The 14229-nt window shown below is 46.5% G+C and carries 10 protein-coding genes, 1 tRNA gene and 1 pseudogene; 3 read left to right on the top strand and 9 right to left on the bottom strand.

What is annotated here, in order from left to right:
* Position 1: 1 nt before the first annotated feature.
* Positions 2-2599 (top strand): carboxypeptidase-like regulatory domain-containing protein, encoded by a 2598-nt coding sequence (locus tag NQ510_RS10025; RefSeq protein WP_005826388.1) that lies wholly within the window; start codon positions 2-4, stop codon positions 2597-2599.
* A 10-nt stretch (positions 2600-2609) separates the two neighbouring features.
* On the opposite strand, the gene NQ510_RS10020 is transcribed toward NQ510_RS10025, so the two are convergent.
* The 7 genes from NQ510_RS10020 to NQ510_RS09990 all read right to left on the bottom strand — a co-directional run bounded on the left by NQ510_RS10020 (position 2610) and on the right by NQ510_RS09990 (position 10451).
* Positions 2610-3287, bottom strand: a complete 678-nt coding sequence (locus tag NQ510_RS10020) for a phosphatase PAP2 family protein (protein WP_005826387.1) — start codon at positions 3285-3287, stop codon at positions 2610-2612.
* 3 nt (positions 3288-3290) lie between these two features.
* A complete protein-coding gene (locus NQ510_RS10015) occupies positions 3291-5189 on the bottom strand; it encodes an LTA synthase family protein (RefSeq protein ID WP_005826386.1) in 1899 nt (632 codons plus the stop codon).
* 115 nt (positions 5190-5304) lie between these two features.
* On the bottom strand, positions 5305-5961 hold the full coding sequence (gene fsa, locus NQ510_RS10010) for a fructose-6-phosphate aldolase (RefSeq protein ID WP_005826385.1): 657 nt from the start codon (positions 5959-5961) through the stop codon (positions 5305-5307).
* A 103-nt stretch (positions 5962-6064) separates the two neighbouring features.
* On the bottom strand, positions 6065-7537 hold the full coding sequence (locus tag NQ510_RS10005) for an ATP-binding cassette domain-containing protein (protein ID WP_034525505.1): 1473 nt from the start codon (positions 7535-7537) through the stop codon (positions 6065-6067).
* Positions 7538-7547: 10 nt separating this feature from the next.
* Positions 7548-9545, bottom strand: coding sequence for a type I pullulanase (pulA, locus tag NQ510_RS10000; RefSeq protein WP_005826382.1), 1998 nt, complete (start codon positions 9543-9545; stop codon positions 7548-7550).
* 34 nt (positions 9546-9579) lie between these two features.
* Positions 9580-10149 (bottom strand): crossover junction endodeoxyribonuclease RuvC, encoded by a 570-nt coding sequence (gene ruvC / locus NQ510_RS09995; protein ID WP_005826381.1) that lies wholly within the window; start codon positions 10147-10149, stop codon positions 9580-9582.
* A complete protein-coding gene (locus NQ510_RS09990) occupies positions 10146-10451 on the bottom strand; it encodes a DUF4286 family protein (RefSeq protein ID WP_005826379.1) in 306 nt (101 codons plus the stop codon). The genes ruvC and NQ510_RS09990 overlap by 4 nt, the downstream gene beginning before the upstream one ends.
* A gap of 103 nt (positions 10452-10554) precedes the next feature.
* Between NQ510_RS09990 and NQ510_RS09985 the strand changes: the two genes are divergently transcribed.
* A tRNA-Ala gene (locus NQ510_RS09985) sits at positions 10555-10628 on the top strand.
* A 94-nt stretch (positions 10629-10722) separates the two neighbouring features.
* Positions 10723-11645, top strand: a pseudogene (locus NQ510_RS09980) (urea transporter).
* Here the strand turns inward: NQ510_RS09980 and NQ510_RS09975 are convergent.
* Both NQ510_RS09975 and NQ510_RS09970 read right to left on the bottom strand, forming a co-directional pair.
* The gene (locus NQ510_RS09975) at positions 11573-12769 is read right to left on the bottom strand and encodes an MFS transporter (RefSeq protein WP_005826377.1); all 1197 of its coding nucleotides are present in this window, start codon (positions 12767-12769) and stop codon (positions 11573-11575) included. The pseudogene NQ510_RS09980 and the gene NQ510_RS09975 sit on opposite strands and share 73 nt — an antisense overlap.
* A gap of 117 nt (positions 12770-12886) precedes the next feature.
* Positions 12887-14224, bottom strand: a complete 1338-nt coding sequence (locus tag NQ510_RS09970) for a RagB/SusD family nutrient uptake outer membrane protein (RefSeq protein ID WP_005826376.1) — start codon at positions 14222-14224, stop codon at positions 12887-12889.
* Between the last annotated feature and the right edge of the window lie 5 nt (positions 14225-14229).

Below are 14229 nucleotides of genomic sequence, written 5' to 3'. Positions count from 1 at the left end.
AATGGATATACACTTCAAGAAACTCTTGCTGCCAATCCTTGCCTTGTTTGCAATGACAGCGCATGCACAGTCTCTCAGTGGCTTGGTAACGGACGAAGAAACCGGACAACCGCTGGAAGCCGTAATGATTAGTGTGCTGCGAAACGGCACCATGATAGATTACGCCCTGACCGATGCCCGGGGGAGATATTCCCTGCCATGGAAATACAACGGCAGCCTGCAAGTCAGCGTATCACTGCTGGGCTATAGACGGGAAATACGCAACATATCGGCAGCAGAAACACTCCATATTCGTCTGCATTCCGAAGCCATTGCACTGAAAGAAGTCCAAATACGTCCCGGCCGCATTCATGGCAGGAAAGATACCGTAAGGTATAATCTGGCAGAGTTTGCCTCTTCCAAGGACGTACACATCAAGGATGTTCTGAAAAAGCTCCCCGGTGTGGATATTGACGACAACGGGCAGGTGAAATATAAAGGTAAAGCCATCGACCACTATTTTGTGGAGGGTATGGACGTGACGGGTGGACGCTACAGCCAAATCAACAACAACCTCAGTGCCAAAGCCGTAAAATCGGCAGAAATTATGGAGAACTACCAATCGGTCAAGGCATTGAAAGGAAAACTCAGTTCGGATGAAATAGCCCTGAACTTGAAACTCGACCCACAGGCACGCGACCAATGGATTATCAACGGTACCCTGGGTGCAGGCTGGAGTGATGGAACACAAGAAACGACCGGAACGGCACAAACGAAGAGGGACAAAGGAACGCTTCTTTGGGAAAACGCCGCCAATGCCCTCCAACTGGGTAAAGGCAAGCAAAGCATCTACGGCTACAAGAGCAACAACAACGGTACCGACCTTAGCCGTGAGCAACATATACTGACAAACAACACATCCCAACAGATTCCCCTGCACGGCTTTCTGGTAAAACCGGGCATCAGCGCTCCCCTCGACAAGCAACGGCTGCTCTTCAACGAAACCCATACACTGAATGCCAACCGCATGTATAAATGGAACGACGAACGTTCCCTGCGCCTGCAAGCCGGATATACCCATAACCGGATTACTCAGCAACGGGGCAACTCGCAAGTCTACTACCAGCCCGATGACACCATACGCATGGATGAAACCTACCACTACTGCCTGCAGAACGATGCCACCCATATGGAAATACACTATGAGGATAATAAGGCCATCCACTATCTATCGAACCGCTTCCTGGCAGAAAGTGAAACGAACCGCGGCACCTCCCACGAGTTGCAGCAAACGATGCGCACCTCCCAGTTTACGGCAAAGAATTTCTTCAGCCTTATCCGTAATGGAGAGAAATACACATGGGAGTTCAATTCTGCCACACAGTATGCCTATCTGCCCTCCTCCTTGTCACTACACGACGGGAAAGACAAATTCATCCAGCACAGCCTTTACAACGACAATAAGGCCAGCCACCTAAGAAAACACAACGGTTTCACCCGGCAATACACCGCCGGTATAAAGGGCGAATGGGCATCGGTAAAGCACCATTCCACCCGGATGGAAACATTTGGCGCATCCAGTTTTTCTCCCTACCTCTCCCCCTACTTCCAGTTGGAGCAAGGCAAGTGGCAGGGAAGTCTGTCACTCCCTCTCAGCTATAAGCGCTACTTCTCGCAACAGCGCTCTTTTCTCTTTTTCAATCCGTCGCTCTATCTGCGCTATCAGCCGGACTACCATTGGAAAATTTTCCTCTACGGCAGTTTACACCGCTCAGCAGGAGATGTCACAGACCTCTGCCCTTTTACCTATCGGACAGACTACCGTACCTGGAAAAACACTGACGGCCTCTTCCCCGTCAGTACACGCCAACAATACAACCTTTATGGAGAATACAAGAATACCGTGCAGGAATTTTTCGCCACCGCCACTTTGTCCTACCGGCATGTACACTACAACACCTTGAATGAACAGAGTATCTCTGAAAACCGCATTGTCCACACCCTTCGCCTACATTCTAACAGTACACAAAGTTGGTTCCTGCTCAGCACTCTCTCCAAGGGATTTTTCGACTGGAATCTGAAAACCTCACTTGACTTACAACTGAGCCGCAATACCGGCTGGCAGTTGACACGGGTTTCAGATACAGACGCCCTCACTCCACAAACGGAAACAGCCGGAAACGGCCCGCCTCAAAAATACCGTTATGACTATCTTAAGATGGAACCCAAACTGATATGGTCGCCCGCCGAAGCTTTCGAAGCCGAATATCATGCCACAATCAGCTATGGCGGCAGTAAAATAGGGAACGACACGCACCTTGCTCCTCTACTGGACTTCGTACAGCGTATGCACCTCACATTCAGCATCGGACACGTCGACCTCTGCCTTTCCGGAGAACATTACCGGAACGATTTAAACAGCGATACGCATCTCAACACACTGTTTGTAGACGCATCACTCATTTATAAGACAAGGAAATGGAGAGTGGAAGCCAGCCTCAGCAATCTGTTCAACAAGAAAGAGTATGCCTATACTACCTACTCGGCCACACAAAGCTATACTTCACGGTTGAATATCCGTCCACGGGAGGTTATGGTGACTGCTGGTTATCAGTTCTAAAGACTGTCATCTACAACAATATCCGTATTCCGGCATAAACCAGCATCCCCGCTATCGTCAGCAACCCTACCCATATAGGAGCATAGACATGAGTGACATGCTCGACACGCTTATATCCGCTAACCTTCACAAACAAGCGGTAAATCAGCCAGGCACCAATCAGCCCCACAATAGTCCCTGCCAACAAATCACCCGGATAATGCACACCGAGATATACGCGCGAATAGCACGTCAGCAACGCCCAGGCCATAATGAAAAGAGTAAGCCACCGCTTGCGGAATAGAAAGAACAGGAAAAACGCCAATCCGAAGGTATTGGCGGCATGACACGAAGGAAAACCATAACGCCCTCCACGATGATTGTTGACGATATGCACCATCTCCGAAATGGGATTATTCAGATTAGAAGGACGCATACGCTCCACATAGGGACGTATCCAAGTGGCACATGCCTGGTCGGCAAAAGTAATGGTGAGCGCAAGGCCTATCATGCAAAACAGTGTGACCTTCCAATGAAAATTGCGCAACATCACATACCAGATGGCAGCATACATGGGAATCCAAACCCACTTACCGCTATAAGCGCTCATAAAATAATCGAAATACATGTTGTGCATCCGATTGATGGAAAAAAATATGTTTGTGTCTACATCTATTGCCCCTTGCAAGGCGTCCATAAGTGCTGTCATACGTTATCTTTTGGCTATATCATCATATAATTTTTGCAAATAGGCTTTGCCCAACGGCAGGTTCTTCCCTTTTGCTGTGCCCTCATCCACTACCACAGTACCCGCCTGGCAATTGAATATCACTTGATTGTCCGCTGTCACCATACCGAAAGCATCGGGTACGGTAAAGAACGCGAAATGAGGGGAAGCGGGATTAAGCATATCTTTACTGAAAACAAACTCATCATGGGGCAGCGCCAATTGGGCCAGCAACGTGGCTGCAATATCATGTTGCGAGCCATAGACGTCAATGCGCCTCGGCTCTCGGACAGCACCGCCCACCATCAACAGAGGTATCCGGTAGCGTTCTACCGACAAATTGTCGATATGTTCGGGATAAGCTCCCAAGTGGTCTGGAACAAACACAATCACCGTATTCTTCCACTGGGGAAGCTCACGGAACTGTCTTACAAAATCGCCTGCACAACTATCCGTATAGGCAAAGGCGTTCAGCCGGTCATTCTCCAGACGACGGAAAGGTACTTCAAAAGGCTCGTGGCTGCTGGAGGTCTGCAAGACACGGAAATGAGGAGTTTTCTCTTCGGCAGTTCCTTCGGCAGCTTCGGCTTTCAAGTCTTCCAGCAGACGGTTGAATACGAGATGGTCGTGCGCCCCCCACTTACTTAAACGTTCCGTTACGGGAAAATCCTGGTCGGAAACAATGTCTTCAAAGCCTGATGACATCAGGTAGGAACGCATATTGGTAAAGTCGGCATCACCGCCATAATAATACTTGGTACCATAACCCGCCTTCCGCAAGCTGCCTGCAATGGCAGGAATGGACTGCGTTTTACGGGGATACTTCATAATACTAGTAGTGGGCTGGGCAGGATAGCCACTCAAGATAGCCACCAGCCCACGGTCCGTACGGAAACTGTTGGCGTAGAAGTTCGTAAAGAGCACCCCTTCCTTACTCAAGCTATCCAGATGGACGGCAATATTCGGCTCACCTCCCAAAGCTGTCATCAACCTGGAGGAAAAACTCTCAAGAATCACAAAGAGTACATCGGGACGCTGAGTATTGAATAAAGTATGCAGTGAATCGGCAGGTTGCAGCACAGAATCTGTCTCTTCCGTTTGACCACCGGCACCTGCGGGTTCAAGCATGTCTTTAAAAAGCCGGTCGGCCTCCGCAGCTTCCATAAAACGGTACTGCTTGCTGAAGTCCTTCTGCTTGGCAAGAGATTCCATCAGACTGAATGCAGGGTTGATAGCTGCATGGTTCAGACGCTGCTCGGCACTGAAATAGACTTTCCCCACATTCATGGTAGATACTGTAAAGCCTCCACGGATAGGAATAAACAGTAACCCCGTCATCAGCAACAATATACCTGACACCTTCAGGCGACGATAAGGCAGTTTCATCCGCAGCAACAGCTTCTTCTGCAGCAAGATGCCGTAGAAAACAGCATACAGCACGACAGCATAAACAGCCATTGCCACAATTCCCCCCAGCACCATCCAAATGCTGACACTGGCCACTGCGTCTTTAGGGGAGGAAAAGAAATAGAATAACGGAGTAGCATCCAAACGGAACCCCCAATACTCGTATAATCCTAAATCGACAGTAAAAATTATGGAGATAAGTACTGAAATGAAGAGGAAATAGCCGCACCAGATGCGATGAAGGGATTTAGAAAGTGTCCATACAGAGGTTATGAAAAGAAAACCGAGAATAGCTGTCAGATAACCAGCCAGAGATAGGTCTAAAGGTAACCCATGCCAAATGACACTGAACCAGTCCGCACACGAGGCATCCGGATACAGCGATTTGTAAAACAGCATAAATAGTGGTTTCTGCAACACAAAAATGCAGACAAACAAGCAGTATGTCTTAATAAATCCTATGAGCCTATCTTTCATCGGTGCCTTATTGTATATCTAAATATAAGGTGCAAAAATAAATCTTTTTATTCTATTTCTCACCAATATTAGTCAATAATTACATTGAAAGATAGGCTTATAGGATATTTTAAGTTTATCCGTTCACGCGTTTGTAATCTTCAAGGAACTTCTTCAGACCGGAATCGGTCAGCGGATGATTAAGTAAACCCTTAATGGCCGAAAGCGGACAAGTAGCCACATCAGCACCCACCTCTATACACTGCATGATATGTGCCGTATGACGGATAGAGGCGGCAAGTACCTGGGTGGTATATCCATAATAACGGTACATCTCTACAATCTTCGCAACCAATGCAATGCCATCCTCACAGATGTCATCGAGACGCCCCACAAACGGAGAAACATACGTTGCACCTGCCTTGGCTGCAAGCAATGCCTGACCGACAGAAAATACCAGAGTACAATTTGTACGGATACCTTTGCCCGAGAAGTATTTAACGGCCTTAATACCTTCTGCAATGCAAGGTACCTTCACTACAATATGCGGATTCAAGGCTGCCAGCTCTTCACCCTCTTTAATCATACCTTCATAGTCGGTGGCTATCACCTCGGCACTCACATCTCCCTGCACAATGTTGCAGATGTCCACATAGTGTTTTCGCTGGTTCTCCACTCCCTTGATACCTTCTTTTGCCATAAGCGAAGGATTCGTGGTAACTCCGTCGAGTACGCCCAAGTCATAGGCCTCCCGAATCTGTTCCAAATTTGCCGTATCAATAAAAAACTTCATGATATAAATGTTTAGATGGTTGATATTACAAATATAACGATTTACACCATAAATGGTTCCCGCCAGTCCTTTATTATCTTTGCTTGACGTAATTATTATTCGGTCAGCGGTTTCGCTTCAAGAATAAACGGTTAGTAATTGTTTGCGGCAATTCATTCTCATAGTGGGTTACCATAATCATCGTTTTATCCCGACGATGGCAGAATGCCTCTATAATCTTCTTGACCCGACGGCGGTTGTATGTATCGAGTCCATGAAGCGGTTCATCCAATATCAGCAGTTCCGGGTCCTTGACAAAAGCACGTGCCAATAATGCCAGACGCTGTTCCCCGCTGGAGAGTTGCAGAAAAGGACTGTCTTTCAAGGCGGCAATACCGAAAATCTCCATCCACCACTCACATACCGACATCTGTTCGGCATGAGGACGTTTATACAATCCGATGCTGTCGTGCAGACCGGAAGCGACAATCTCTATGGCAGGCAGATTCTTCAGATAAGCACGATGCATTTCCGGACTGACATAACCGATGTGTTTCTTGATTTCCCAAATACTCTCCCCCGTTCCGCGCTTCCGTCCGAAAAGACTGATATCGCAGGCGTATGACTGCGGATTATCCGCACAAACCAAACTAAGCAAGGTAGACTTGCCGGCACCGTTCTCGCCACTCAGCGCCCACTTCTCACCACGCATCACTGTCCAATCCAGCTCCTTCAGAATGGTACGGTCATCGTAACGGATGCTAACCCCGTTCAATTTCACCACTTCGTCCGAAGTGAAATTCGCATGTTCGTAGGGCAAATCGAGAATACGCCGCTGCAATTCCTCCAACGCTCCGGCCTCTTCCTGAATACGCATCTGATTGCCCGCACAGAATGCCTGCACATACTCCTCACGTTCCATCTTTTCGCCCACCTTCATGTCCTCTACCGGCACAACATGTGTAATAAATGAAGGTATGTCATCCAACATGGAAAGCACAAGGACAATCTGCAACTCGCCCAGCCGGGTAAGCCGCTCCAGCAAATTAAAAAGCAGTTCACGGGTAGGCGCATCCAGTCCTATGAAAGGATTGTCCATGATAAGAATTCGGGGAGCAGTCAGTAAAGCTTTAGTCAACTGAAACTTGCGCAGCTCCCCACTGCTGAGAAGAATGATTTTCTTGTCAAGCATCGGCTCTATGCTGAAAAGTTCAAATAGCTGCCGCCTCAAGACATCGTCTTTTACCTCTCCCAGCACTTCGCGTACTAGCGGAGCATCCTCCTGGTCGTGGGCATTCCAACGCTGTTGATAGTAATAATTGGCATCGGCAGAACCGTAAGTATCACGGAAAGCAATGTATTTGATATTGTCATAGGCAGTTTTCGTGAGGGAGGGAGAGAAATCATAGGTAAGCTCACCATCACGCAAAGGATACTTTCCCGTCAGCATATCCACCAGGAGGCTCTTTCCGGCTCCGTTCGGTCCTACAATGGCAATGTGTTCTCCTGCCAGGAAATCAAGGGTGACAGGCTCTGTCAAACGAACAAGCGGGTTGCGTACTACGCCCCCCGCTATGTGTATTGTATGTTGTTGCATCATCCAATCATCATTTATACATAATCAGTGCCGATTGGGCCGGAACAACAACTTCGGGGCCGTACAGTGTGCCCAAACCTTGTTCATTGATAAAGCCATCCTTGCAGACCACTGTATATTTACCTTCGGGTACGGTAAGTTTGGCAGGCTCCTTACGGGCATTCAAGACTAGTATAATATCTCCCCATGCATCACCGTTGGCATTTTCTTTCAGACGGTAAACCACCACATTGCTGCCGTCAACCGGTAGAAATTCCAAATGCTTACGCACCAAATCCGCATCACCCATACGGAAAGCCGGATGCTTCTTACGAAGCTGTATCAACCCTTTATAATAAGCAAATACATCTGCATGCTCCGCCTTTCGTCTCCAATCAATCGCATTGATGGAATCGGGACTCTCAAAACTATTGTGTACTCCCTTCTTGTCACGCATCACTTCCTCACCGGCATAAATAAACGGTACACCTTGGGAAGTGAATACGGCTGTTTGCGCCAGTTTGTCAAGCTTTGCCAATTCTACGGGAGTAATACCCGGGATACTTGCTTTCAGCCTATCCACCAAGCACATATCATCATGGCAGGAAACATAGCTGATCATCTGTGTAGGTTGTTCCGCCCACGGAGCCTTACTATAATTCACAGAGTCATTATTTACTTGCGGATGCCTGATGGCTCCTACAATACCAAACTTTATGCTCTCCTCTCCTCCCGGCAATCCAGCAAGGAAAGCACCTTGATGATTGTCATTAAACGGACCGCGTAAAGCATCACGCATTTCGTCAGAGAAAGCAGCAACACCCGGCATCTTATAAGTATTGGCTTTCATTGCCAGAGAATCTTCCGCCATCTGTGGAGCCGATGCCGCCCATCCTTCACCATATATAAATATAGTCGGATCTACAGACGTTGCCGCCTTACGGATTTCGTTCATTGTCTCGATGTCATGAATACCCATCAGGTCAAAACGGAATCCGTCAATGTGATATTCATTAATCCAATGTAATACAGACTCTATCATGTATTTACGCATCATCGGACGGTTGCTGGCAGTTTCATTGCCACAAGCCGAACCGTCTGCATACGTTCCGTCCGGTCGCTGACGGTAAAAGTATCCCGGCACTGTACGTTCAAAATTACTGTCGGATGTATTGAAAGTATGGTTATACACCACATCCAGAACAACACGGATACCTGCTTTGTGCAAAGCCTGCACCATCTGCTTGAATTCCCGGATACGAACATCCGGTTTGTAGGGGTCGGTAGAATAAGAGCCATCAGGCACATTGTAATTCTGCGGATCATATCCCCAATTATACTTGTTCTCGTCCAGCTTTGTCTCATCAACGGAGGCATAGTCATAAGACGGAAGGAGATGTACATGTGTCACTCCCAATTCTTTCAGATGGTCAATGCCGGTTGCCAGCTTGTCGGGACTTACCGTTCCTTGTTCTGTCAATGCCAGGAACTTTCCTTTATGCTCAATACCCGACGACGGGTCGATGGACATATCACGATGGTGCATTTCATAAAGAATCACATCGGCAGGAGAGGCCAATGCCGGACGTTTATCATCTGCCCATCCTTCGGGGTCCGTGGATTTCATGTCGATGATGGCGGCACGCTTTCCATTCACCCCTACAGCTTTGGCATTGATACCCGGAGTGTCCCCCAACCACTTATCATTGATTTTCACATTGAATGTGTAGAATTTACCTATCAAGTCCTTTTCAACTTTAGTTTTCCAAGTTCCTTCTTCAGAGGATTCCATTGAAATAGTTTCATAGGCATGCCCTCCGTCTCCTGCTTCGAACAACATCAGGCGAACTTCATCCGCCGTAGGTGCCCACAATGTGAATTGCGTGGCAGCAGGTGTATATTCCATCTCTGTCAGACTACCCGAACGGACAGGGTAAAGTTCGTACGAAGCATACTCCGTCTTCGCGGGAGTGCAGCTTACAACCGTCGTTGCAGCCACTCCAATGATAGCAAGTTCATTCAATTTCATGATATTATTTTTAGATTCTACATTTCAATTCTTATCACTTCTTCACCTTATCCGGATTTTTGGCAATAAAGTCTTTCCAGCCATGATAGCCTTTCTCCACCGTGGGACGCCCCATCTGCAGAAAGTGACAATAGGCAGCAGCAAGCCCGTCCGTTGCATCCATAAAAGTAGGCATATCCTCTTTAGGAAAATGCAGCATACGCTGCAACATGTCTGCCACCTGTTCCTTGGATGCTTGTCCGTTTCCGGTGATGGCCATCTTTATTTTTAAAGGAGCATATTCCGTAATGGGAATATCCCTGCTCAAAGCAGCTGCCATTGCTACGCCTTGCGCACGCCCCAACTTCAACATGGACTGTACATTCTTTCCGAAGAAAGGGGCCTCAATAGCGAGCTCGTCAGGCAAATAACTCTCTATGATACTCAGTACCCGTTCATGAATATGGCGTAACTTCAGATAGTGATCTCCAAATTTGCGGAGGTCGATAATTCCCATGGCTATCATTTCCGGCTTGACACCTGCCACACGCAATACTCCATACCCCATAATGGTGGTACCAGGGTCTATACCCAATATAATTTTCTCTTTGACCGGTTGTATCACACTATTACCTCCATCAATGTAGGAAAGCCAATCACTTTATCTTTAAAGATATTCAGTAATTCCTCGTTCAGTTTCACTCCTTGCTCTTGATGCCAACGATGCAGTTTGGCAGAGTTTTCCACCTCAAACTGAACAGAATAGCAGATGCTTCCTTCTTCAATATGACTCAAGATACGGGCTATACGTGGAGCATACAATGTTCCGTTCTTTTCTACCTCGGGAAGATAGTGTTCCTGCATCCATATCAGGAAGTTTTTGTCTTCTCCTTCCTCTACATGATAAGTGGTATTATATATCAGCATAACTTATTTTTTCAAATTCTTTCGCAAACATAGCAATTATTTCAGAATAATGCATTATATTTGCACCATCAAAAACGAAAGCAAGCCTGCAAACGTTGGCAACGGGGCGTTAGCTCATCTGGCTAGAGCGCGACACTGGCAGTGTCGAGGTGATGAGTTCGAGTCTCATACGCTCCACAAAAATTAAAACGGTTAGATTAGTCTAATCGTTTTTTTTGTACGTATTAACGAGCTATAAATTTACATATAGTCCATTTTCATTCGACAACTCATGAAAGAAGCTTTTACACACAAGTCATTACTTATTTTAGGACGTGGCATAGGGCAAGTCATGTTCCAAAACAATGCATTGTCCGGATTATTGATGCTGATTGGAATCTTTTTGAATTCATGGCAAATGGGCCTATTGGCTGTAAGTGGCAACATAATAAGTACATCAACAGGCCGTATCTCAGGATATGACCGTGATGATATAAAAAATGGATTATATGGTTTTAACGGTACACTGGTAGGAATAGCCGTAGGGGTCTTTATGCATCTGACTGTAAATTCCTTGATACTAATGGCTATTGCCTCGTGTGCATCTACCTACATTGCACGGTTTTTCAACATGCAACGCATGTTGCCCGGATTCACTACCCTTTTTATCCTTTCTGTATGGATGCTGCTGGGATTGTGCAGTTGGCTGATGCCTGACATGCTACTCGTCTCTGATACAGAAACACCTGCTTCTTCCTCCATAAATTACTTACAATGTTTCAGTATGAGTATAGGCCAGGTGATGTTTCAAGGAAACATAATGACCGGACTATTTTTCCTTGCAGGCATTCTCGTGAATTCTCGGAATGCAGCAGTATATACCATATTGGGGGTACTTCTCCCCCTCCCCCTAGCCATATTATTGGGAGCAGATTCCGAAGCTTTGAATATAGGCCTGATGGGATATAATGGCGTATTGTGTGCCATTGCTTTAGGAGGTAAAAGCTGGATGAGCTTATATGGGCTGTATGTTCCGTTTTACTCTCTGTTGTATTGCAAATTGTGGGAATGAGTTGGGGAATTATTACATTGACCGCACCTTTCGTTCTTTCCGTATGGCTGACAATGGGAATAAAAAAACTTTATCTCCTCTTCAAATTAGGCAGAAAGCAAGCCACCAACCCCAACAAAGGCATAAAGGCACATACATTATAAACAGCCTCTATACCATATTTATCAGCCATGCCTCCCAATACAGCCGAAGCAATACCGGCAATTCCAAAAGCGAAACCAAAGAACAACCCGGAAATCAACCCCAGCTTATTGGGTAGCAATTCCTGGGCGTACAGCAATATGGCAGGAAAAGCGGAAGAAAGCATCAGACCGACACAGAAGCTCAGCACTACTGTCCATGCAAGCCCTACGTGAGGCATCATCATACTAAATGGAGCCGTTCCAAGAATGGAAGCCCAGATGACATATTTACGTCCTACCCTGTCACCTACGGGACCTCCCACCAATGTTCCGATGGCAGTGGCTACCAGGAAGACAAACAAGAAAAGCTGTGAAGCCTGAACAGTAACACCAAATTTATGGATCAGATAGAATGTATAGTAGCTCGTCAAACTTGCCATATAGATATATTTGGAGAAGATAAGTATCAGCAGAATACTTATGGCAAACACCGTCATCTTTGAGGAAAGAGGGCGTTCTATCTTTCCTGCCACAAGCATCGGGCGTTTCTTGATGTGGTTCAAGTAGGAACGGAACCAACGACATATAGGAATCATCACCACGATGGCAATCAAGGCAAAAACCGTGAACAAGGCAATGTGATGCCTCCCGTAAGGAGCTACCAGCAAAGCCACCAGTAACGGTCCAAGCGAGCCTCCCAAATTCCCACCCACTTGAAACAGAGACTGCGCCAGTCCGCGTTTTCCGCCGGAAGCCAGAAAAGTAATACGTGACGCCTCCGGATGGAGTACAGACGAACCGATACCCACAATGAATACCGAAGCCAGCAACCAATACAGATTAGTAGCAAAAGCCAGATTCATGATACCGACCAAAGTAAAGCCCATACCTATCGGCAATGACCAGGCAATGGGGCGCTTATCAAAGAACAATCCCATTAGAGGCTGAAACACGGACGCCGACATCTGATACACTAACGTAATCAGACCAATCTGGGCAAAACTCAAGGATAAATCCTCCTTGAACAAAGGGTATACTGCCGAAATAACCGATTGCAGCATATCGTTCAAACAATGCGAAATACTCAATGCTATAAGAATAGGAAAAGCAATTCTACGGATAGGAGGTCTCTGATTCTGTATCATCTTATACTGTCTATTACAAAAAACGGTGCAAAGGTACGTAAAAAATACATATCCAATCCACATAAAGACAAAACTCCCCGATTCTCGTCAATACAGAATCGGGGAGTTTTATCTTTATCAGTTCAGCAATCCCGGATTGGCTTCTATGGCTTCTTTCGGAATGGCCAATGTATAGCGGGCATCATTCTCTTCGAGTACATAACGCGTACCATCAAGCACTTTCTCCAAACGCGGACGGGTGGAACGACGAAGGTCAAACCAGCGATGTCCTTCAAAAGCAAGTTCACGGGCACGTTCATCTAATATTTCCTGTACCAACGCTTCCTTATCCATGGCATTGACAACAACGGATTTCGCTTCGTAGGCCTCCGGTGCATAACGTTTCCGCATCAGTTCCAGCAGGCGAGTACGTGCTTGAGACAGTTCTCCAAGTCGGGCAGCAGCCTCAGCAGCCGTCAGATATATTTCACCCACACGGAAAGTACACAAGTAGTTATTGCTTCCCGCCTTCTTATTCTTCCGGAAACCTTTTTCATCCGTTTCAGCAAAATATTTGTCCAGCCGAAGGTCGTTCTCAGCATAAAGGGAGAGAAAAACCGGAGTAGCCAGAGCAGCCCCATTGATTGTACTGCTCAGAGGTGTCTCCAGTGGAGTAATATTTTCCACGGAATTATAACTGTTAGGAAGAGTTGCAGCGGCATCATTCAAATCTACCAATACAGACTTCACGGCAAGCACTGCCTCAGCAGCATCCCAAGCCGCCTGCCACTCGCCCTTATAAAGGGATACGCGTGATTGAAACGCCTCTACCGAAGCCGCATTGAAACGATATGAATATCTCTGTTCCCATTCTGCCTTCATGACCAGTTTGCGTGCCTCGTCAATATCTGCTTGGATGGAAGTATAAACTTCTTCCACCGTATTGCGTTTCAGGACTTTCTCTAAATCCGTATCCAATTTCAGCGGTACCGATTTGGTATCCAAAGCTCCCTCCTTAGTATAGGGCTGTCCATAAAGATTTACCAATAAGAAATGTACATAAGCACGGAGCATATACGCTTCTCCTACAAGCTGATTTATCTCTTCCTCAGTGCCTTCCTTAATATCACTTCTGCTCTCAATAACGTGATTGGCAATAAAAAGCACATTGTAATACTTGGCCCATTCAAACGATGAGGTATAGGCATTGGGAGCAAGGTCGTTCCAGCGCTCTATATCCATATAATAATTTTGGTCATATTCATTATCCCGAACCTGCATCTCGTCGGAACGGAAACAAGCCATTCCCCGGTCACTGAATTTACTCACGTCCTTATAAGAACGGGCAAGCAACGCTCTATACTCAGCCAAAGAATTGGGAATGACACTACCGGTAGGCTGTATATCCAGATAGTTGTCGCATGCCGCAAGCAGAAGCATGCAGGCCATTATCATCAGACTTATTGTTTTCTTCATTTTCT

Origin of the sequence: Bacteroides uniformis (assembly GCF_025147485.1) — a bacterium.
Lineage (GTDB): Bacteria > Bacteroidota > Bacteroidia > Bacteroidales > Bacteroidaceae > Bacteroides > Bacteroides uniformis.
Note: the sequence above shows the minus strand (reverse complement) of the source record. Positions and strands in the feature narration are given on the sequence as shown.

Coding starts and splice junctions, on each gene's coding strand:
- NQ510_RS10025 (WP_005826388.1), top strand. CDS start 2: ATGGATATACACTTCAAGAAACTCTTGCTGCCAATCCTTGCCTTGTTT.
- NQ510_RS10020 (WP_005826387.1), bottom strand. CDS start 3,287: ATGACAGCACTTATGGACGCCTTGCAAGGGGCAATAGATGTAGACACA.
- NQ510_RS10015 (WP_005826386.1), bottom strand. CDS start 5,189: ATGAAAGATAGGCTCATAGGATTTATTAAGACATACTGCTTGTTTGTC.
- fsa (WP_005826385.1), bottom strand. CDS start 5,961: ATGAAGTTTTTTATTGATACGGCAAATTTGGAACAGATTCGGGAGGCC.
- NQ510_RS10005 (WP_034525505.1), bottom strand. CDS start 7,537: ATGCAACAACATACAATACACATAGCGGGGGGCGTAGTACGCAACCCG.
- pulA (WP_005826382.1), bottom strand. CDS start 9,545: ATGAAATTGAATGAACTTGCTATCATTGGAGTGGCTGCAACGACGGTT.
- NQ510_RS09990 (WP_005826379.1), bottom strand. CDS start 10,451: ATGCTGATATATAATACCACTTATCATGTAGAGGAAGGAGAAGACAAA.
- NQ510_RS09975 (WP_005826377.1), bottom strand. CDS start 12,769: ATGATACAGAATCAGAGACCTCCTATCCGTAGAATTGCTTTTCCTATT.
- NQ510_RS09970 (WP_005826376.1), bottom strand. CDS start 14,224: ATGAAGAAAACAATAAGTCTGATGATAATGGCCTGCATGCTTCTGCTT.